General features: G+C 61.5%; 20 protein-coding genes. 10 read left to right on the top strand and 10 right to left on the bottom strand.

Annotated elements, in window-relative coordinates; translation table 11 throughout:
* Positions 1-4: 4 nt before the first annotated feature.
* Together ABID16_RS12255 and ABID16_RS12250 are read right to left on the bottom strand one after the other, a co-directional pair.
* Positions 5-964, bottom strand: a complete 960-nt coding sequence (locus ABID16_RS12255) for a 2-hydroxyacid dehydrogenase (protein ID WP_354556636.1) — start codon at positions 962-964, stop codon at positions 5-7.
* 93 nt (positions 965-1,057) lie between these two features.
* The gene (locus ABID16_RS12250) at positions 1,058-1,984 is read right to left on the bottom strand and encodes an SMP-30/gluconolactonase/LRE family protein (protein WP_354556635.1); all 927 of its coding nucleotides are present in this window, start codon (positions 1,982-1,984) and stop codon (positions 1,058-1,060) included.
* 164 nt (positions 1,985-2,148) lie between these two features.
* Here ABID16_RS12250 and ABID16_RS12245 point away from each other — a divergent pair, with 164 nt between their 5' ends.
* The 9 genes from ABID16_RS12245 (at position 2,149) to ABID16_RS12205 (ending at position 10,195) form a co-directional block, all read left to right on the top strand.
* On the top strand, positions 2,149-3,138 hold the full coding sequence (locus ABID16_RS12245; protein WP_354556878.1) for a LacI family DNA-binding transcriptional regulator: 990 nt from the start codon (positions 2,149-2,151) through the stop codon (positions 3,136-3,138).
* A gap of 20 nt (positions 3,139-3,158) precedes the next feature.
* A complete protein-coding gene (locus tag ABID16_RS12240) occupies positions 3,159-3,575 on the top strand; it encodes a GlcG/HbpS family heme-binding protein (RefSeq protein ID WP_354556634.1) in 417 nt (138 codons plus the stop codon).
* Positions 3,576-3,724: 149 nt separating this feature from the next.
* Positions 3,725-4,489 (top strand): SDR family oxidoreductase, encoded by a 765-nt coding sequence (locus ABID16_RS12235; protein ID WP_354556633.1) that lies wholly within the window; start codon positions 3,725-3,727, stop codon positions 4,487-4,489.
* Between the two features lies 1 nt (position 4,490).
* A complete protein-coding gene (locus ABID16_RS12230; protein ID WP_354556632.1) occupies positions 4,491-4,991 on the top strand; it encodes a gluconokinase in 501 nt (166 codons plus the stop codon).
* Positions 4,992-5,011: 20 nt separating this feature from the next.
* Positions 5,012-5,896, top strand: coding sequence for an NAD(P)-dependent oxidoreductase (locus tag ABID16_RS12225; protein WP_354556631.1), 885 nt, complete (start codon positions 5,012-5,014; stop codon positions 5,894-5,896).
* Between the two features lie 128 nt (positions 5,897-6,024).
* A complete protein-coding gene (locus ABID16_RS12220; protein WP_354556630.1) occupies positions 6,025-7,521 on the top strand; it encodes a sugar ABC transporter ATP-binding protein in 1,497 nt (498 codons plus the stop codon).
* 13 nt (positions 7,522-7,534) lie between these two features.
* The gene (locus ABID16_RS12215; protein ID WP_354556629.1) at positions 7,535-8,572 is read left to right on the top strand and encodes an ABC transporter permease; all 1,038 of its coding nucleotides are present in this window, start codon (positions 7,535-7,537) and stop codon (positions 8,570-8,572) included.
* A gap of 47 nt (positions 8,573-8,619) precedes the next feature.
* A complete protein-coding gene (locus ABID16_RS12210; protein ID WP_354556628.1) occupies positions 8,620-9,717 on the top strand; it encodes an ABC transporter substrate-binding protein in 1,098 nt (365 codons plus the stop codon).
* A gap of 142 nt (positions 9,718-9,859) precedes the next feature.
* Complete coding sequence (locus tag ABID16_RS12205) at positions 9,860-10,195, top strand: hypothetical protein (protein ID WP_354556627.1); 336 nt, start codon at positions 9,860-9,862, stop codon at positions 10,193-10,195.
* A 27-nt stretch (positions 10,196-10,222) separates the two neighbouring features.
* On the opposite strand, the gene ABID16_RS12200 is transcribed toward ABID16_RS12205, so the two are convergent.
* From ABID16_RS12200 to ABID16_RS12165, 8 genes are all read right to left on the bottom strand, one after another.
* Positions 10,223-11,143, bottom strand: a complete 921-nt coding sequence (locus ABID16_RS12200; RefSeq protein ID WP_354556626.1) for an FAD:protein FMN transferase — start codon at positions 11,141-11,143, stop codon at positions 10,223-10,225.
* On the bottom strand, positions 11,124-13,334 hold the full coding sequence (locus tag ABID16_RS12195) for a PepSY domain-containing protein (protein WP_354556625.1): 2,211 nt from the start codon (positions 13,332-13,334) through the stop codon (positions 11,124-11,126). The genes ABID16_RS12200 and ABID16_RS12195 overlap by 20 nt, the downstream gene beginning before the upstream one ends.
* A gap of 12 nt (positions 13,335-13,346) precedes the next feature.
* Positions 13,347-13,817 (bottom strand): DUF2271 domain-containing protein, encoded by a 471-nt coding sequence (locus tag ABID16_RS12190; RefSeq protein WP_354556624.1) that lies wholly within the window; start codon positions 13,815-13,817, stop codon positions 13,347-13,349.
* 206 nt (positions 13,818-14,023) lie between these two features.
* A complete protein-coding gene (locus ABID16_RS12185; RefSeq protein ID WP_354556623.1) occupies positions 14,024-15,151 on the bottom strand; it encodes an ABC transporter ATP-binding protein in 1,128 nt (375 codons plus the stop codon).
* A gap of 90 nt (positions 15,152-15,241) precedes the next feature.
* Positions 15,242-16,438 (bottom strand): ABC transporter substrate-binding protein, encoded by a 1,197-nt coding sequence (locus ABID16_RS12180; RefSeq protein WP_435532417.1) that lies wholly within the window; start codon positions 16,436-16,438, stop codon positions 15,242-15,244.
* 58 nt (positions 16,439-16,496) lie between these two features.
* Complete coding sequence (locus ABID16_RS12175) at positions 16,497-17,357, bottom strand: carbohydrate ABC transporter permease (RefSeq protein ID WP_354556621.1); 861 nt, start codon at positions 17,355-17,357, stop codon at positions 16,497-16,499.
* Complete coding sequence (locus ABID16_RS12170; protein ID WP_354556620.1) at positions 17,354-18,238, bottom strand: carbohydrate ABC transporter permease; 885 nt, start codon at positions 18,236-18,238, stop codon at positions 17,354-17,356. Before ABID16_RS12170 ends, ABID16_RS12175 begins: the two co-directional genes overlap by 4 nt.
* A 12-nt stretch (positions 18,239-18,250) precedes the next feature.
* Positions 18,251-19,432 (bottom strand): Gfo/Idh/MocA family protein, encoded by a 1,182-nt coding sequence (locus ABID16_RS12165; RefSeq protein ID WP_354556619.1) that lies wholly within the window; start codon positions 19,430-19,432, stop codon positions 18,251-18,253.
* Between the two features lie 486 nt (positions 19,433-19,918).
* Between ABID16_RS12165 and ABID16_RS12160 the strand changes: the two genes are divergently transcribed.
* Positions 19,919-20,668 (top strand): GntR family transcriptional regulator, encoded by a 750-nt coding sequence (locus ABID16_RS12160; protein WP_354556618.1) that lies wholly within the window; start codon positions 19,919-19,921, stop codon positions 20,666-20,668.
* Positions 20,669-20,676 lie beyond the last annotated feature (8 nt).

Raw genomic sequence — 20,676 nt, 5'->3', positions numbered from 1 at the left:
GGCCTCACAGAACGGGGGTGAGAAGCGGGCGGCCCGCAAAATGGGCGCTCAAGTTGTCGAATACCAGCTTGCCCATGGCCTTGCGGGTCTCGTAGGTGCCCGAGGCATGGTGCGGCTGAAGCAGCACATTGTCGAGCTTCAGGAAGCGCGGGTTGAGGTTCGGCTCCCCCTCGAAGACATCGAGCGCGGCTGCGCCGAGCGCGCCGGATTCGAGCGCATCGAGCAGCGCCCCCTCATCGATATTGGAGGCGCGGGAGATATTGATCAGCATGCCTTCCGGACCCAGCGCCTCGATCACCTGCTTGCTGACGATGTTGCGGGTCGCGGCGGAGGCGGCGAGCGTCACGAAGAGGAAATCCGAGCGGGCCGCGAGCGACACCGGATCGGCGATGAAGGTCCAGTTCTCGGCGAGCTTCTTTGCCGACGTGCTCGAATAGGCGATGTCCATGTCGAAACCGGCAAGGCGTTTGGCGACCTCGTACCCGATGCGGCCGAGGCCCAGCACGCCGGCGCGCCTGCCATGGACGCGGTTTTTCAGCGGATAGAGACCCTTCGAGGCCCAATTGCCGCTCTTCACCCAGCTTTCTGCGCCGATCATGCCGCGCGACTGGGCAAGCATCATGGCAACGCCGAGGTCTGCGACATCCTTGGTCAGCACATCGGGCGTGTTGGTGACGCGAATGCCGCGCTCGCGGGCGGCGGCGAGGTCCACCGCGTCATAGCCGACGCCGTAGACGCTGATCACCTCCAGCTTCGGCAAGGCCTCGATCATCGCACGGTTCGCGCCCAGCTCGCCGCGCGTGGCGATGCCACGAATATTGGCCCCGACCCTTGCCAGAAAGGCCGGCTTGTCGGCGGCCTCGAAATAGCGATGCATGGTGAAGGTGGCGTTCAGCTTTTCCTCGTCCCACTGCGGATAGGGACCGACCTGCAAAACCTCGATCTTGTCCGACGCGCCACTCACCTGACATCTCCTCCATGCGTGTCATTATGTTATCGATAACATACAAAGTTGAATGGGTTTGTCGAGGGGTTGATCTGGAAAAAGTCGGGGACGTCAGCCCAGCTTGCACCCGTTGGCCGTGAGGTACACCGCATAAAGCGAGGTTGTGGCCGTGATGAAGAGACGGTTACGCCTGGCGCCGCCGAAAGTGACGTTGGAGACGAATTCGGGAATTCTGATCTTGCCGATCAGGGTGCCATCCGGATCGTAGCAATGCACGCCGTCGCCCGCGCTGGTCCAGATGCGGCCGCTGCGATCGACGCGGAAGCCGTCGAAGAGACCGGCGGTGCAGGTGGCGAAAACACCGAGATCCGTCAGGCTGTTATCGGCGCCGACGGCAAACTTGCGGATATGGCGCGGACCGCCTTCCTGATGCGACGCGCCGGTGTCGGCGACATAGAGCAGGCTTTCATCCGGCGAGAAGGCGAGGCCGTTCGGTTTGACGAAGCTGTCGAGCACGCGGGTCGTGGCGCCGGTTGCCGGATCGTGGCGGTAGACATGGCAGCCGCCGATCTCTTCCAAGCCATAATCGCCTTCGTAATCATGCATGATCCCGTAGGACGGGTCGGTAAACCAGATCGTGTCATCCGATTTCACGACGACATCGTTCGGCGAATTGAACCGTTTGCCGTCGATGCGCTCGGCGAGAACGGTGACCGAGCCGTCGAATTCCGTGCGGGTCACGCGCCGGGCGAGGTGCTCGCAGGTGACGAGCCGGCCCTGATTGTCCACCGTGTTGCCGTTGCAGTTGTTGGACGGTTGGCGAAAGGTCGCAACCGTGTTACCGGCTTCGTCGTAACGCATCAGCCGGTTGTTCGGAATGTCGGAAAAGACGAGATAGCGGCCCGGCGCAAACCAGGCCGGTCCTTCCAGCCAGCGGCCGCCTGTCCAGAGCCGTTCGACCTTCGCATGGCCGACAAAGCAGGCATCGAAGCGCGGATCCAGCACCTCGAATCCCGTTCCCTCTATCTCTCCGAACATGGCATTCCTCCTCATCTATTCCGTTATCGGCTGTTGACGAAGTCATATTGTTATCGATATCAGTTTCCAAGAACTTTTTTGATGCGGAGGCTTTGTTGGCGGACAAATTGGCAGATAAAGCCAAGGGGAAGGGCGCGCACGACGTTTCCGCCGGCAAGCCCACCATGGCCGATGTCGCCGATTATGCCGGCGTTTCCACGATGACCGTGTCGCGCGCGCTGAAAAAGGATGGCCGCGTCTCGGAAGATACGCGCAAGCGCATCCTTCAGGCCGTCGACAAGCTGGGCTATGTGCTCGATCAGGCGGCGGGCAGCCTGTCGTCGCGGCGCACCGGCTTTGTCGCCGCGCTGGTGCCATCGATCAACAACTCCAACTTTTCCGATACGGCACGCGGGATTACCGATGCGCTGGAAAATTCCGGACTTCAGCTTCTTCTCGGGTATACCGACTATTCGACAGAGAAGGAGGAAAAGCTGATCCAGTCCATGCTGCAGCGGCGGCCGGAAGGAATCATACTCACCGGCGGCTCGCACACGCCACAGGCGCGCCGGATGCTGGAGAAGTCAGGCATTCCCGTCGTGGAAACCTGGGAAATCCCGGAGGATCCAATCGACCATGTCGTCGGCTTTTCCAACAGCGAGGTGATGGCCGATCTGGTGCGTGCGCTCGCGGGGCGCGGCTATCGCAAGTTTGGCTATATTGGCGGCACCACGGCGCGCGACACGCGTGGCAGCCTGCGCCGCGCCGGTTTCCTGAAAGCGGTGGACGAGCTGGGGCTGGGTCCCGGTCGCGTCATTTCCTTCGGCGTGCCGCCCATTTCCATAGAGCAGGGCGCACAGGCCGTTGTCTCCATGCTGGAGCGCTGGCCTGACACGGAAGTCGTGCTCTGCGTGTCCGACCTTTCCGCCTTTGGCGCGCTGATGGAATGCCAGCGGCGCGGCATGAAGGTGCCGGGCGATATCGCCATTGCCGGTTTCGGCGATTATGAAATCTCGGCCTTCTGTCACCCGCGCATCACCACCGTCAATGTGGACTGTTATGGCATCGGCAAGCTCGCTGCCGGGCGCCTGTTGCAGGCGATCAATGGCGGCGGGGTGGCGGGTGACGAACTCACTTTGACCAGCTACAAGGTCATCCTGCGCGAAAGCGCCTGACATTATTCGAGGAGTTTCCCATGTTTCATCGACCCGCCACCGCACTGACACACAAGGGCGTCATGGCCGCCCTGCAAGCCGCCGTCGCCAAGGCGGAAGAGATGGGTGTGCCGCAGGACATCGTCATCGTCGATGCGAGCGGCGAGACACTGGCGAAATTCCGCATGGACGGCGCGAAGTTTACCTCGATGCATACGGCCACCTCCAAGGCGATCACGGCCGCTTCGATCAACGCGCCGACCGGCAATATGCCGCCTGAATTCGGCACGGCGGCGGGTCTCGCTTCGCATGGCCGCGTCACCCATTTGAAGGGCGGCTTGCCGATCCGTTTCGGCGGGCTTCTCGCCGGCGCGATTGGGGTAGGGTCAGGTACAGGCGACCAGGATGTGGAAGTCGGCCGCGCGGCGCTCACCGCCATCGGTGCCGACGAGGTCTGATCCTGTCGTACGAGAGAAAATCGCGGACATGCGATTTTCCGGCTTGCAAATGTTATCGATAACATTTAGCCAGAGTGCATGAGGAGTTGAGCCGCGCCCGTCGATCTGACAGTGTGCGCGGCACGTCAACAGACTTGCAGGAGGAAACCATGTCGAACCTGTTCGACCTCACCGGAAGCCGTGCTCTCATCACCGGTTCCAGCCAGGGCATCGGCCTTGCGCTGGCCGCCGGCCTTGCCCGCCATGGCGCATCCGTGATCATTAACGGCCGCACCGAAGCGCGCGTGGACGAGGCCCGCGCAGCGCTGGCCGCTCAAGGATTGAAGGCTGAGAAGGCGATTTTCGACGTTACCGAGAAGGCTGACGTCGATGCGGGCATCGAGAAGATCGAGCGCGAGATCGGACCCATCGATATTCTCATCAACAATGCCGGCATGCAATATCGCACGCAGCTGGAAGACTTTCCGGCCGACAAGTTCGAGCTTCTTTTCAAGACGAACGTGACGAGCGTTTTCCTTGTCGGGCAGGCCGTTGCAAAGCGCATGATCCCGCGCGGGCGCGGCAAGATCATCAACATCGCCTCCGTCCAGAGCGAACTCGCGCGGCCCTCTATTGCGCCCTACACGGCGACCAAGGGCGCGGTGAAGAACCTGACCAAGGGCATGTGCACCGACTGGGCGAAATACGGCCTGCAGGTGAACGCCATTGCGCCAGGCTATTTCAAGACGCCGCTCAATCAGGCCCTCGTCGACAGCGCCGAATTCACCGCCTGGCTCGAAAAGCGCACGCCGGCCGGTCGTTGGGGCGATGTCGACGAACTGGTGGGTGCTGCCGTCTTTCTCGCCTCCAGGGGCTCGTCCTTCGTCAATGGCGAAACGCTGCATGTCGACGGCGGCATTACGGCAAGTCTCTGAAATGAAATATATTCGCGTGATTGTTATGGGTGTGAGCGGCTGCGGCAAGTCGTCGATGGGGGAAGCGCTGGCCGCCCGCCTCGACCTGCCTTATATCGAAGGCGATGCGCTGCATCCGGCGGAAAATGTCGCCAAGATGTCGAAGGGCACGCCGCTGACGGATGAGGATCGCTGGCCGTGGCTGGCGGTTGTCGGTCAGTCGGTCAGCGCGCCGGAACGCGGGGCGATTGCTTCCTGTTCGTCGCTGAAGCGGGTCTATCGCGACCTGCTGCGGCGCGAAGCGGGCGACGAGCTGGTTTTCGTCTACCTGCATGGCAGCCGGGAGCTGCTTCTGTCGCGCATGACGCATCGTCCCGGCCATTTCATGCCGGCCTCGCTGCTCGACAGTCAGCTTGCGACGCTGGAGCCGCCGGGCGCAGACGAGAATGTCATTCCTGTCGATTGCGCCGAGCCGCTGGAGGATGCGGTGAACCGCGTGGCGGCCATTATTGCTGCGCGCTGAATGAAATTCGGGAGGTAACCATGGCAAAGTCTGAGACAATCGCCGTCATCGGCGCAGGAATCATGGGCTCGGCCATTGCCACCCGGCTGCTGGCGGCCGGGCAGACGGTCACGGTTTTCGACCTCGATCCGGCGAAGGTCGCCACCCTTGTCGAAAAGGGCGCGAAGTCGGCGGCCAGTATCGGCGAGGCCGTTCAGGCGTCCGATTTCGTCGTCTTGAGCCTCAACCACGCCGATATCGTTCGCAAGGCCGTCTTCGGCGAGAGTGGTGTCGCGAGCGCGGCAAATCCCGACAAGCTGCTGATCGACATGTCGTCCATCGATCCAAAGGATACGGCCGACATGTCGGCTCGTCTTGCCTCCGAGACCGGCATGAAATGGGTCGATTGCCCACTCTCCGGCGGTGCGCCGGGGGCACTGAACGGCCGGCTGACCATCATGGCGGGCGGCGATGAGGCGGATTTCGAGCGGGCGCGGGCGGTCATGCAGCATCTCGCCGTCAACTATAATCTCATGGGTCCGAGCGGGGCGGGGCAGACGGTCAAGCTCATCAACCAGCTCTTCTGTGCGGTTGCGTTTCAGGCAGTCGCCGAGGCTGTGAAGCTGGCGGAAGCCGGCGGCGTCGATGCCGCGCGCATTCCCGCAGCACTGAAGGGTGGCCGGGCCGACAATGCCATCATGCAGGAATTCATGGGCAAATTCGCCGCCCGCGACTACACGCCGACGGGCCGCATCGACAACATGCTGAAGGACCTCGACAGCCTTCAGGCCTTTGCCCAGAAGACCCGGACGCCCCTGCCGATGACCGGACAGGTCATCGAAATCCACCGGCTGCTCTGCACCATGGGTCTCGGCCCCAAGGATTCCGCCGAGATGATGCGCCTTCTCGACGGCCCCAACACCTGAAAACACGGATGGTCGCCGGCTACGGCGCCAAAACTCCACATTGATGCGAAGAGCACGATGTTTCTGCTTGACGACATCAAATTGTTATCGATAACATACCTTCATCGCGAGCCTGGGAGGAGCGTAGCGTGGCAGATGATCAGCTTCTGGAATTCAGATCGATCACCAAGGAATTCGGCGGCACGCGCGCCCTTTCCGAAGTGTCGCTCGACCTGAAGAAGGGCGAAATCCTGGCGCTTCTCGGCGAGAACGGCGCGGGCAAATCCACCCTCATCAAGACCCTTGCCGGCATTCACAAGCCGGACGGCGGCGAGATCCGCTTTCGCGGCGAGGCCTACACGCACCGCCCGCCGAAGCCGAACGAGCGCCAGCCGGTCGCCTTCATCCATCAGGATCTCGGCCTCATCGAATGGATGACGGTCGGCGAAAACGTTGGCCTGGCACAGGGCTTCTCCATGTCCGCCGGCATCATCGACTGGAAGGCGACGGAGGCCCGCGCGGCGGAAGCGCTGAAGCTTGTCGGTTGCGATTTCGATCCCTCAACCCGCGTTTCGAGCCTGACCCGCACCGAGAAGTCGCTGGTCGCGATTGCCCGCGCGCTCGCCGTCGAGGCCGATGTGCTGGTGCTTGACGAACCGACGGCCAGCCTTCCCGCTGACGAGGTGGAGCGGCTCTTCGCCGCCATCCGCCCGCTCAAGGAACGCGGCGTCGGCATGATCTATGTCTCGCACCGTCTCGACGAGATTTTCCGCATCGCCGACCGTGTCGCGGTGCTGCGCGACGGCAAGCTTGTCGGCCAGAAGATGGTCGCCGAAACGCGCCCCGCCGAACTGGTCGAGATGATCGTCGGCCGTTCGGCATCCGATCTTTTCGTCAAGGCACGCGCCGAGGCCGGCAAGGCAGTTGTTACGGTGCGCGATCTGCAATGCGCTGGAACGAGCCGCATTTCCTTCGATATCCGTGAAGGCGAGCTTTTGGGTCTCGTGGGCCTTCGCGGGGCAGGGCAGGAGGCGATCGGCCGGGCACTCTTCGGTGCGGAGGCCTTTTCCGGCGATATTTTGCTCAATGGCGCGGCCCCCGATCTGTCAAGCCCGCTCGCCGCCATGAAATCCGGCATTGGCCTGATCGCGCGCGACCGCACGGAAGAATCCGTCGCGCTCTCGCTGTCGGTGCGCGAAAACATGTTCCTGAACCCCGGCGCGATCAAGCGCTCGCTCTTTTCGTTCCTCACGCCGCGCAGCGAAGCGGCCCTTGCCGAAGAGATTGGGCAATCCGTCGGTCTTCGCCCCAACGATCCCGACCTGCCGGTCGAGGCGCTGTCGGGCGGCAACCAGCAGAAAGTCGTCGTCGGTCGCTGGCTTGCCACGGGCCGCAAGCTGCTGATCGCCGAAGACCCGACCGCAGGCGTCGATGTCGGTGCCAAGGCCGATATCTACCGGCTGATCGCCCGCGCGCTGGAAGCCGGGCTCGCCGTCGTCGTCGTGTCCACCGACTTTGAAGAAATTGCACATATCTGCCACCGCGCGCTCGTCTTTTCGCGCGGCACCATCGTCAGCGAACTGCAGGGAGAGGCTTTGACCACGCCGGCGCTGATTACCGCCGCGTCCGCGTCCGAAGCTGCCTGAACGGGAGAGAACCATGCAATCCATCGAATCCACCGCGCTCGAACCGACCAAGGCTGAAATGAAGGGTCTTTCCGGCGGCCAGAAGATCGCGCGCCTGCTGCCGGTCTATGGTCTCGTCATCCTGACGGTCGCGCTGATCCTGCTCTTCTCGATCCTGCTGCCCAACACATTCCCGACCATGCTGAACCTGCGTTCGATCATCTCCGACAAGGCGATCATCGCGCTGCTCTCACTGGCGGCGATGATCCCCATGGCAGCAGGCCGCATCGACCTGACCATCGGCTATGGCATCGTGCTCTGGCACGTTCTGGCGATCAGCCTGCAGACCATGTTCGGCCTGCCCTGGCCGGTAGCCGTGTTGATCGTGCTGGCGCTCGGGGCCTTCACCGGCCTGCTCAACGGCCTTCTGGTGGAAGTCGCCAAGATTGACAGCTTCATTGCCACGCTCGGCACCGGCACCGTGCTCTATGCGCTGGCGCTCTGGCACACGGGCGGCCGTCAGGTCGTCGGCATGCTGCCGCAGGGCTTTTATGCGCTGAACGGCACGATGGTCTTCGGCCTGCCGATCACTGGCTTCTATGTGCTGGTGGTCGCCCTCCTCATGTGGATTGCGCTCGAATATCTGCCGATTGGCCGTTACCTCTATGCCATTGGCGCGAACCCGAAGGCGGCGGCGCTGAACGGGATTCCGGTGCGCAAATTCGTCATGGGCGCCTTTGTCACTTCCGGCTTTCTGGCCGCACTCACCGGCGTGCTGCTCGCTTCGAAGCTCCGCATTGGTCAGGCCAGTGTGGGCCTTGAATATCTGTTGCCGGCGCTTGTCGGTGCCTTCCTCGGCTCGACGACGATCAAGCCCGGCCGCGTCAATGTCTGGGGCACGATCATCGGGGTCGCCATTCTCGCGGTCGGCATTTCCGGCATCCAGCAATTCGGCGGATCGTTCTTTGTCGAACCGCTCTTCAACGGCGTGACCCTGCTGATCGCCATCGGCATCGCAGGCTATGCCCAACGCAAACGCGGCGCGGTGAAGAAGGCCACGCCCCGCAAGTGAACCCGGACATCCGGTTCTGAACCAAACGCTCAATGGGAGGAGTGAACATGAAACGCAGATTTCTGATGCAGGCGACGGTTGCCGCCTTTGCCTTCGCGGTTGCCGCCCCGGTCTTGGCTGAAGGCAAGCCCGATCCGCAGGCCGTGGTCGACAAATATGCCTCGAAGGTCACCAAATGGGATGGCCCGACGACCGGCCCGAAGGCGGCATCCGCCAAGAACGTCGTCGTGCTGGCAGCCGATATGAAGAACGGCGGCATCCTCGGCGTCGTCAACGGCATCCAGGAAGCCGCCAAGGCCATCGGCTGGAAGGTGACAGTTCTGGACGGCGCGGGCTCGATTTCCGGCCGCACGGCAGCCTTCGGTCAGGCCATGGCGCTGAAGCCGGATGGCATCATCATCAACGGCTTCGACGCGGTCGAGCAGGGCCCGGCGATGGAGCAGGCCAAGGCCGCCAAGATCCCGATGGTCTCCTGGCACGCAGCCCCCAAGGTCGGCCCGGTTCCGGAAGTCGGCGTGTTTGCCAACGTGACGACGGATGCGATGGAAGTGTCCAAGGCGGCGGCCGACTGGGCCTTCATCGACGCCAAGGGCAAGCCCGGCGTCATCATCTTCACCGACTCGACCTATGCGATCGCGATCGCCAAGGCTGACCGGATGAAGAAGGAGATCCAGGATCTCGGCGGCACCGTGCTTGAATATGTTGATACGCCGATTGCAGAGACGTCGCAGCGCATGCCGCAGCTCACCACCTCGCTCCTGCAGAAATACGGGGACAAGTGGACGCACTCGCTGGCCATCAACGACCTCTATTTCGACTTCATGGGTCCGTCGCTTGCAGCCGCCGGCATTGCCGGCGACGGCAAGCCGGTCAACGTTGCCGCCGGTGACGGCTCGGAAAGCGCCTATCAGCGCATCCGCGCCAAGCAGTATCAGGCCGTCACCGTTGCCGAGCCGCTGAACCTGCAGGGCTGGCAGCTGATCGACGAACTGAACCGCGCAGTCGCGGGCGAAAAGTGGTCGGGCTATGTCTCGCCGCTCCACGTCGTGACCTCCGCCAACGTCGAATTCGACGGCGGCCCGAAGAACTCCTTCGATCCCGGCAACGGCTATCGCGACGAATACAAGAAGATCTGGGGCAAATAAGCCCCGGATCGGGATCTTCCGGATCCAATTGCCCGGCGTCTTCGACGCCGGGCTCTTTCCCGAAAACAACATCATCTGACGACGGCACCTGCATGCTTCATGCGGGTTATGAAATCGCGTCCAAAATTCCAGCGAGGCTCCCATGATCATCCGTTACGCGCTCTTCGAAGGCACGATCCATGAAGGCAAGGAAGAGGCCTTTCGCGCCTATGTGAAGGAAAAGCTCGTGCCGCTGTGGACGCAGTTTCCCGGCGCCACGGAAGTCCGCGTGCTCGACGGTACCGACCGTGACGAGGGCGCGCCTATCTACGCCATGGCGCTCGCCATCCGCTATCCGGACATGAAGACCTGCAATGCAGCACTTGAAAGCCCAGTCCGGTTTGAAAGCCGCGAAGTGACGAAGGGGCTGCTGGAGATGTTTACCGGGCGGGTGCATCACCATGTGTTCGAAGCGAACGAGTATCCGCTGCGGGGGTAAACGGCCTCAGCATCGGGCGCAATCCACTCACGCCGCCTTGCTTGCATCCCGTTCCAGAAACAGAACCTCGAAGCCGAGCGTCTTTGCGAGCGGTTCGCTGCGCTCCTCCCCGAGAACCATGAAGGCCGTCGCCCAGGCGTCGGCCGCCATGCAATTCGGCGCCAGAACCGTCACTGATGCCGGACTTTGCAGGAGGGGCGCGCCACGGCGAGGGTCGATCGTGTGCGACAGCCGGGTTCCATGTACATCGACCCAGTGGCGATAATCACCGGATGTCGCGACGGCAGTGTTTTGCAGTTCAAGCATGGAATGCGGACTGCGGATGCCATAATCCGGCTTTTCGATCGCGACGGCCCAGTCCCGGCCGTCGGGCCGGCATCCGAGCGCCACGAGTTCACCGTCTATGGCAAAGAGCCCATGGTTCAGACCGGCCTGTTGTGCCACCTGGGTCAGACGGTCGACGCCATATCCCTTGGCGATGCCGGAGAGGTCGATCTGCAACGGGCCGGATTTGCGGGCAAGACCCTTGGCGCGGTCGATTTCGAGGACAGAGTGGGCGGGCTGACGAACGGCCCGAAGAGCTGCCCTGATCTGTCCTGCATCTGCATCCGCCGCGCAGAAACCCCAGGCAGAGACCGCGTCCCCGAGACCGATATCGAAAGCGCCGCCAGATTGACGCCCGACTTCCAGGCCATAGTCCAGAACCTCCAGAAGCCGGTCGGGTAGGGGCAGCCAAATATTTTCCGGCGCGGCGTTGAAGCGCATCAGCGCGCTGTCCGGTTTCCAGGTCGACATCAGGCCGTCCACCTCATCGACAGCGGACTGCAATGCATCCCGAAGGCTATCCAGATCGAAACCGGCGTCCGCGAAGAAGATCGCGGACCAGCGCGTGCCCATGGTCGGACCGTTCAGCGCGTGACGGGTGAGGTCAGTAGACGTCTTCGACATAACGGCCCTCCGCTTTCAGCTTCGCGGTTGTCAGGTTCAGCGGGGCGAGAATATCGCCAAGCGCTGTCTTGACGCCGGCTGCCATATCGGCGCCCCCGCAGACCATGATCTGCGCACCGGCGGCAATCAGGCCGGCCAGCCGCTGCCCATCCCGGCGCACGGCATCCTGCACGTAGCTGCGCGCTGCCGTGCGGGAAAAGGCTGTTTCGATCGAGGTCAGCTTGCCTTCGCCGAGCCAGCGATCGATTTCCGGCGCATAGAACACGTCGCTGGACGGATGGCGTGCACCGAAAAACAGATGCATCGGGCGCTTTCCAACATTGTCACGAATGAAGCCGGCCAGTGGACCAATACCGGTGCCCGCGCCGATCAGCACGACCGGCTTTCTGTTTTTCGCCGGGCGGAAATCCGGGTTGGCGCGGAAGAACACATGAACCTTGTCTCCCGGCATCAGATCGACAAGCCGGCTTGAACAGAGGCCGCCCGGATGCTTTCGGACGCAGATTTCGACAAACCCGTCTCGCGAGGAGGATGCCAGCGAATAGAAGCGCGGTGTGTTGGAGCCGTGCGGAACGATGCCGATGAGATCGCCGGCGGAGAAGCGGGGCGCCTTGCCGAACAGCTTCTCCCAGAAGCTCGTCCGTGGCAGGGCGAAGCGGAGAATGGCAGCCGGGGCCTGGACGGCAGCGCCATAGTCGCGGCGCGAGATCAGCGTCAGTCCCGTGAGTTGCGGCACGACGGGCGCGTGATGCAGATCGAGCGGAAGGCCCATTGCCTCGCCCAGGGCCCGGCCCCAGCGTGCAAAATCCTGCGGGGATTGCCGGTCGACAGTGTCAAACGGCAGCAACTTCGCCCATCCGGCCGTTTCCAGTTCCGCATCCACCTGGCGGGCAAAGCCGCAGAAATGCGGGAAGCTGCGGTCGCCGAAGCCGAGAACTCCGACAGCCACATTGCGCATCGGGCTGGCTGCAGACAGCAGCTTCAGAAAGTTGCGGGCCGAAGCCGGTGCATCGCCGTCGCCATAGGTGGCCGCCATGATGATGATGCGCTTTGCCATGCCGTAGCGCTTCGGCTCGAAGGCGGACATGGGTGCGACATGCACCTGCTCGCCGGTTTTGGCGAGTGCGGCATGAAGCGTGGCGGCAAAGCCGAAGGTCGCGCCGCCTTCGCTGCCGACGAGGATGATCGTGCCGACGCGGCCGGCGCTTGCATTACCGCGAATGCGCGGCCTTGCCTGACGCGCAGTCCACCACTGGACCGCCCCCGTCAAGGCCATGGCCGGCACGGCGAGCGACATGAGGCCGAGTGCCAGCCCCAGAAGGGCAGCACCACGACCCGTATGCAGCATCATGACCGTATCGCCAAGACGATCCCAGACGCTGGCGCCGCTCCAGCCCAGCATCTTGCCGTTGCCCTGATCGAGATAGCCGGTGCCGGTCGTTGTCTTCAGCGTATAGACGTCGTTGGTATCGCCCTGAGCGGGGAAGGTCAGGTCACGCAATGCATCGATAGGCAGCGTGTTCAGGGCGGGCATCCGGTCGAGTGCATAGGCCGTGCGACCGCTTGTGGCGGCGGGCAGGGCAGGCCCATCGGCGCTTTCCGGGAGGAGGCCGAAGGTCGATGCGCTCATCCAGAGCGCCGTCAGCGATGACAGAAGCAGCCCGGCGACGCTGATGCGGGCGAGTTCCACATGAACCCGCGCACTTGATGCACCTCTCAGCGGCGAGAAGAAACGCCTCCACCCACCCGTCCGGCGCGCCACGAGGAACAGTCCGGAGACGGAGAGGACAAGCATCGTCATGGCGCCGACCGCAGCAATGATCCGGCCGTTTTCGCCCATGAAGAGCGAACGATGCAGGTTCTTCAGCCAGCGTTCGGCTGCAGGTGTTTCTGCAGTCGCGACGGCTTTGCCGGTTGCCGGATCGATGGTGGCAGACTGGGACTGATTGTCGGCATCAGACCAGTAGGCCGTCACGCGCCCTGCGGGCGACACCCTGATCTCGGTGACCGATGGATAGACGGACTGAATTCTGGCCGCGACGGTGCCTGCATCCAGATTGGTTTCCGTCTGCGCTGGCGTCGAGAGGCTTTCCAGCGCCGGAAAAACCGAAAGCGCCGCGCCGCTCAGCGACATGAAGATGACGAGGATGGCGGCCAGAAGGCCGGGCCAGCGATGAGCAAGGCGCAGCATATGCGTGTCCGATCACATTTTGTACTGGAAATTGGCGATATAGCGCTGGCCGCGCACCGGCTTTCCAGCGCCCGCAGCCGTCAGCGGCATCGTGATTTCCGAGGGGCTTTCGCGCATGTCTTCGACGGCGGAATCGATGTGGAGCTGATAACCTGCGTCCAGCAGAGCATCAGCCAGATCGACAGTCACCTTCAGCTGACGCCCGGAGCCGACGCTCGCGCCCGTGATGCCGGAGATATCGCCCTGATTGCCACCCGTTGTGCGATACCAGTCGGTCAGATGCCGGTAATATTTGGCGCGCCCGCCCGCCATCCAGAGCGTCTTGGCGTATTTGCCCTGCGCATCAGTGAGATAGACGACGAGGAAGGCGTTATTGCCACCGTAATTGGCCATATTCGCCGTCAGGGTGACCTGGCGGGCCATGGCAAGACCGGGAACAGTCAAGGCCGTCGTCATGGCGAGGGCGGTCAGCAATCGTTTCATTTCAAGCTCCTGCTTTTTCAAACATGAGCGAATTCTGGCACAACCAAGCTGAGTTTTAGCTGACGGCGCTGAGCGTTTTGCTGCATTGCAGCAGACGGCTCATGGAAAAGCTGGACCGTTTCAGCTGTTTTTAGAAACACTGAAACGGTCTCTGCCTTTCTCGCAAAGCAATCCGGACGCAAGACTGCGGGCGAAACCCGGCACGATCAATTGGCCGAGACGTTTGCCGGCATGTCCTGAATGCGCCAGTCCATACGCCGTTCGAAGGCGATGCCGTTCGCGTCGAAAAGGTGGCAGTCGCTGGCACGTATGCCGGTCGCGATCCGCTGTTCCACCTGCACGGGTGCGGACCCGGACAGAAGCGCACAATAGGGCTCGCCGCTGGGCAGGTTTGCATAGGCGACCGTGTTCACGCCGAGACGTTCGATGACGGAAGGCTCGACATGGATTGTGAGGTCGCTTTCGCCGAGCAGCAGATGTTCGGGACGAATGCCCAGCGTCAGGGTCTTTCCGACCATGTCGGCGCGCGGTTCGACCGGAATGAGGACATTCTGCCCCTGCCATGACACGGTGACACCTTCGGCCCCTGCGGCCAAGCAGGAAACCGGAATGAAATTCATCTTCGGATTGCCGATGAAACCGGCCACGAAGAGGTTCTGCGGCTTGTGGTAAAGTTCCAGCGGCGCGCCCACCTGCGCGATGTTGCCTGCGTTCAACACGACGATCCGGTCCGCCATCGTGAGCGCCTCGACCTGGTCGTGGGTGACATAGATCATCGTGGCTTTCAGATCGCGATGAAGCTTGGAAAGCTCGATGCGCATGTCGGCGCGCAAGGCTGCGTCCAGGTTTGACAGGGGCTCATCGAACAGGAAGATTTTCGGTTCCCGGACGATGGCCCGGCCGATGGCCACGCGCTGGCGCTGGCCGCCCGAAAGCATGCCCGGTCTTTGCTGCAGACGCTGGTCAAGCTGAAGGATCTTGGCGACGCCCTCGACCTTTTCGCGGATGCGCGCTTCCGGCATTTTCTCGACCCGCAGCGGAAAGGCAATGTTTTCGAATACGGTCATATGCGGGTAGAGCGCATAGGACTGGAAGACCATGGCGATGCCGCGCTGAACGGGCGGCTTTTCGTTGACCCGGTCTCCGTCGATCAGGATGTCGCCGCCCGTGACCGAATCCAGTCCGGCAATCATCCGCAAAAGCGTGGATTTGCCACAGCCCGACGGGCCGACAAAGACGACGAATTCGCCGTTGCCGACATTGAGCTGGATGTTCTTCAGCACCTGATAATCGCCAAAGGATTTCTGAACGTCTTTAAGAGAGAGCTGTCCCAAGGGGGTCTCCGGTCGCCGGAACGAGCGGCTTCAATAGTATGGTGTTGAAGGGGTCGCGGCCTGTGACCGCGACCCCGGCGAAAGACTGGCTTACTTGTACTGTTCCATTTCGGCGGCCGCCTTCTTCAGAGCGGCAGCCGGCTCTGCCTTGCCGGTGACGACAGACTGCACCATCGCGATGACGGCGTTCTGGAAGCCCTTGTAATCCTTGAAGAGCGGCTCCGGACCACCATAGGAAATGCCTTCGATGAGCGGCTTCCAGTACGGATCCTGCTTGACGAACTCGTCAACCTTGGCGGACGGACGAAGAGGCGTCAGACCGGCATCGCCCTGCAGTTCGTATTCGCCCTGGGGACCGGGAGAGGTGATGAACTTCGCGAAGTCGGTCGCCTTCTCCTCAACGCCCGAGCCCTTGAAGATGGCAAGCGAGTCCGTGATCAGCAGCGTGCCCGGACCCTTGGCGGACGGACCGAGCGGCAGGGTAGCGATGCCCCAGTGAATGCTGGTCTTCTTCAGACGCGAAGCAGCACCCGAACCGGCCTGGATCATGCCGACCTTGCCATCGAGGAAGATGGCGCGGATTTCGTTCTGTTCGTAGGCGGTCGCGCCTTCAACAGAGTAGGGCGTGATGTCCTTGTAGGCCTGAAGGGCGGCCAGGACTTCCGGGCTGTCGGCAACGACCTTGTCGCCGTCGATCATCTTGCCGTTGTTGGTGTAAACCCAATGCATGAACTGGTGCATCGTGTTGTCGAAGGTCTTGGCCGGCAGGCCGTAACCGGCCATGCCGGTCTTTTCCTTGATCTGCTTGGCGAAGGCGATCTCTTCAGCCCAGGTCTTCGGCGGGGTTTCCGGGTCGAGACCGGCCTGCTTGAACAGGTCCTTGTTCCAGTAGAGCGCCTTGGTCGAGAAGGCGATCGGAACGCCCCACTGCGTGCCCTTGAAGGTCACGGTATCGACGATGTGCGGATAATAGCTCTTCTTTTCGTCATCCGTCATCGGCACCGGAACGATCATGTCGTTCTCGGCGAATTCCTTGAGGGTGCGCGAACCGACATAGGCCATGGCAACCGGCGTGCCGGCAGCGGCAAGCGTCGTGGCCTTGTCCTGGCACTGTTCCCAGCCGACAACTTCCGGCTTCACCTTCCAGCCGGCATTCTTGCCTTCCCATTCCTTGATGTATTTCTCATGGATCGGGTCGATCTTGTCGCCGCAATAGATCCAGGAGATTTCCTTGTCGGCGGCGTGCGCAGACAGGGTGCCGAGGAAGGTGGAACCTGCCAGGGCCATGGCATAGAGGCCAGTCTTGAATGAAATCGTCACGTTTATGCTCCCGTTCTCTGTGGTTTCATTGTTTTACCGCGCCGGCGGTCAGCCCGCTGACGAGATAGCGTTGCAGGAAGAAGATCACGACCATCGCCGGGGCAATACCCACGAAGCTTGCGGCCATGAGCTCATTCCAGATGACTTCCTGACGGCCGAAATAGGCAAACAGACCGACCGGCAGGGGCATGTATTCGGACTTTGAATTGAAGGTCAGCGCATAGATGAACTGCTGCGCATAGGCCCCGATGAAGGTTGTGATCGCCACGACCACGATCCCCGGCATGGCGATCGGGATAATGACCCGGCGCAGGGTGTAGAGATAGCCCGCACCATCGACATAGGCCGCCTCGTCCAATTCTCTGGGAATGCGCATCATGTAGGTGCGCAGCAGCCAGATTGCGGACGGGATGAGGAAGGCGACACCCGGCACGATCATGGCGAAATAGGTGTTGAGCAAACCGAAAGACCGCATCAGGCGGAAAAGCGGAATGAGCAGCACGGCACCCGAGAACATGTTGACAGCCAGAAAGGCGCCGAGAAGCATGCTGCTGCCTCGAAATTCAAACCGGGCAAAGGAATAGGCCGCCGGAATGACCAGCACGAGAACAATGCCTGTCACCGCACCCGAAATCAGGAAGGAATTGAAGATGTACCAGGCAAAACCGGGTACGCTCACCCACATGGTCCGATAGGCTTCGAAAGAGCCGTGTTCCGGCCAGAAGCGATAGGGCGAGGAAAACAGCTGGCTGAGCGGCTTCAGCGAAACCAGAAAGCCTTCGACGAAGGGTGACAGCACGAAGGTCAGGAACAGCGCGATGCAGCAATAGATCGCGACGATTTCGTACCACTTGTATCGGTTGATCAGGGCGGGAGGCGTTCTCATCGCGGGTCTCCGGCAGACAGTTTGTTCACGACGCGGAAATAGGCCACGGAGAAGATGGAGAGGAAGATGCAGATCAGCACGGCGCGCGCTGCACCCTCACCGTATTTGTAGGAACCGATGGCGGTTTTATACGTGTCGATGATCATCGTGGTCGTTTCGCCGTTCGGGCCGCCGCGCGTCAGGATCCAGATGATGTCGAACGAGTTGAAGGTCGAGATCATCGAGATCATCGACATGGTGATCATGGAGGGCACCAGCAGCGGCAGCGTGATGCGGCGGAAGCGGTAAAAGCGGCTCGCGCCATCCACCCAGGCCGCCTCGAAAAGATCCTGCGGGATCGATTGAGTGGCCGCCAGCAGATAGAGCGTCACCATGGGCACGCCGATCCAGACGTCGGTGATGACGGTCGCCCAGAAGGCCGTGGAACCTTCTGCAAGGAATGCAACAGGGCCGCTGACCAGACCGAACCTTTGCAGCATGCCGGAAATCATCCCGAACTGGCCGTTATACATCCAGCCCCACATGAAGATGCCGATGGCCATCGGCACGATCCATGGCGGCATGGTCAGGATGCGAAACAGCGCGCGCCCCGGCACGGCCGCGTTCAGCATCGTCGCGCCGAATGTGCCGATGATCATCTTGATCGAGACCGAGAAGAAGGTCCAGATGAAGGTGCGCAGGATAACGCCCGCGAAGGTGTCGTTGAAGATCTTGGCGTAATTCGCCCAGCCGACCCATTCCGTCGTGCGCTTGAGCGATGCATCCGTAAACGACAGGATGAACGTATCGACGAGCGGATAGGCCACGATGATCGTGACATAGAGAAGAGCCGGTGCCAGAAGCAGCCAGGCAAACAGAACGGCGCCGCGTTGTGCCTGCATCGCTCGCCTCCTTTAAGCGGATTTCGCCTGAGCAACCCGCTCACGGCCATGCAGACAAGCATCGTACTCAGCCCAGACGGGCGCAAGATCCACAACCTTGTGGCCGAGACGCGCCTCATCCATGGCCAGCGCCAGAATGCCGGCCTCGATGGCATCGAGCGCGGACACCGGCTGCCTGGCGCCGGTCTGGACGAAGGCCAGCACATCTTCCGCCATCTGCTCGTCAGCACCGTAATGCTGCGACTTTTCCGAGGGCGCGCTATATTTCTTGGCGATCACCTTCTCGTTATTGCGGGCATTGTGGACATCCAGGAAGCCGCGCACGAAATCGCCTTCCGCCATGCCCTTCGATCCGATTACGCAGAAGCGGCGGAACTGGTCGGGCACGTTCAAATTGGTATGGAACGTCATCGAGACGCCGTTTTCGTATTCGATGATGGCGGTCTGGTAGTCGATGATGTCGGCATCGCTGTCGAAAACCTTCTCAGCGCCCATCCAGCCGCTCGGCTTGCGATGGTACAGCTCAAGATCGTTCACGCCCTGATTTTCCGGCGCATTGGCCGGCACGAAGCTCTTGCGGCCGCCGAAGCTCGCCACGAAGCGCGGACGGGCGCCGACGACGCCGTTGTAAAGATCGAGATCGTGGCAGCACTTCTCGAGCATGAAGCCGCCGGCATAACGGCCATAGCGGCGCCAGTCGCGCATGAAGAACGCGCCATGGTAGGGCTCGATATGTTCCGATGCCTCGATGGACACCACGTCGCCCAGACGCCCTTCTGCCTGTGCCTGCCGAAGATCCCGGTAAAGCGGCGAATAGCGCAGCACGAGGCCGACCAGAAGCCGATCATGTCCGTGCTTGTTCAGGAGACGCGCAAGCTCGAGGCTCTCCTCGGTGGAGATCACGATCGGCTTTTCGGTGAACACCGTGAGGCCTGCTTCCAGACCGATGCGAATGTGTTCCAGGTGCAGGTGATTGGGAGAGCCGATCATCAGAAGATCGAAGGTTTCTCCGGCAATCAGGTCCTGCGGGGTGGCATAGGACTTGCCGACGGAAATTCCCTCTTCGGTCAGCCCTTTCAGGCCAGCGGGAGCAGGATCGACATAGCCGACGATCTCAAAGGACGGATCGATCTCGCTAAAGACGCGCCCCAGATATCCCAACCGAAATCCAAGCCCGATAATGGCGACCTTCATTGCAGCCACTCTCCCCTTTTCGTAATTTATTTTCATAACCTGCGGCAAATCTGCAAGACCGTCAACACGAAATCGGAAATTTGCCGCTCAAATGAAAAAGATTTTCACAAACACAAAATGCTTGCGCAGTAGACCGATTCCGGCCCTGCTACACCTGTTCCACTGCGCGATGCGTTTCCGATCACATGAGGATCGACCGCCCACGTCATTGCCCTTCGTTAATATCTAATACCAAAAAAATGCCAATCGTCCACCTCTCTCTTAATTTTTTCTGAAAAATCTGTACTCCGCTCGCAAAAAGACTGCGTTTTCCAGCAATTCCTTAAGAAAACCTGGCCGTTGATAAAACCATTTGCGATTTTGGCATTGCGTTGGTATTGTTCGCCTTCAAACGAGCAGGGAGCGGCAAATGGCGGGAAGGCGAGGCGAGGGCGTTCAGTCTGATATCTTCACCCGGACGCTCGCCGGGCAGCAAGGTGGGCGCGCATGACCTCTGCCCTTCCTCTTGCAGAACTTCAGAATGTCAGCGGCGGACCGCTCTATGTGAAACTGAAGCGGATGATCGAAGAGGCCGTATCATCGGGCCGACTTCAGCATGGCGAGGCGCTGCCGCCGGAACGCGACATCGCCGATGCCGCGGCCATCAGCCGGGTGACTGTGCGCAAAGCCATCGACGAGCTTGTCGATCAGGGCCTGCTGGTCAGGCGCCATGGGTCCGGGACGTTCGTGGTCAAGCCGGTTCCGCGCATGCAGCAGCCCTTGACCCGGCTCACGTCCTTTTCGGAGGACATGCGCCGGCGCGGCCTGTTGCCGGGCTCCCGCTGGCTTGACCGGGGCCTGTATCATCCGACACCCGAAGAAACCATGATGCTGGGCCTGAGCGGCACGGCGATGGTGGCGCGCATCACCCGTCTTCGCACGGCCGATGACATGGCCGTCGCGCTGGAGCGCACCAGCCTGCCGGATGATATCCTGCCCGAACCGGATGTGGTGGAAAATTCGCTCTATCAGGTTCTATCCCAGCGTGACATCCGCCCCGTGCGGGCCAATCAGCGCATTTCGGCGGTGCTTCTGAAGGACGAGGAAACGCAGTTGCTGGGCGTTCCGCCCGGCTCGGCGGCCTTGCGGGTGCAGCGTATCGCCTATCTTTCCACCGGGCGCGTCATGGAAGTCTCGACAGCCCTTTACCGCAACGATGCTTATGATCTCGTTGCCGAATTGACCATCGGCTCGTGAAGCCGCCC

This window comes from Limnomicrobium aquaticum (genome assembly GCF_040545545.1).
Taxonomy (GTDB): domain Bacteria; phylum Pseudomonadota; class Alphaproteobacteria; order Rhizobiales; family Rhizobiaceae; genus Ensifer_A; species Ensifer_A aquaticum.
This window is presented reverse-complemented; position numbering and strand designations above follow the sequence as displayed.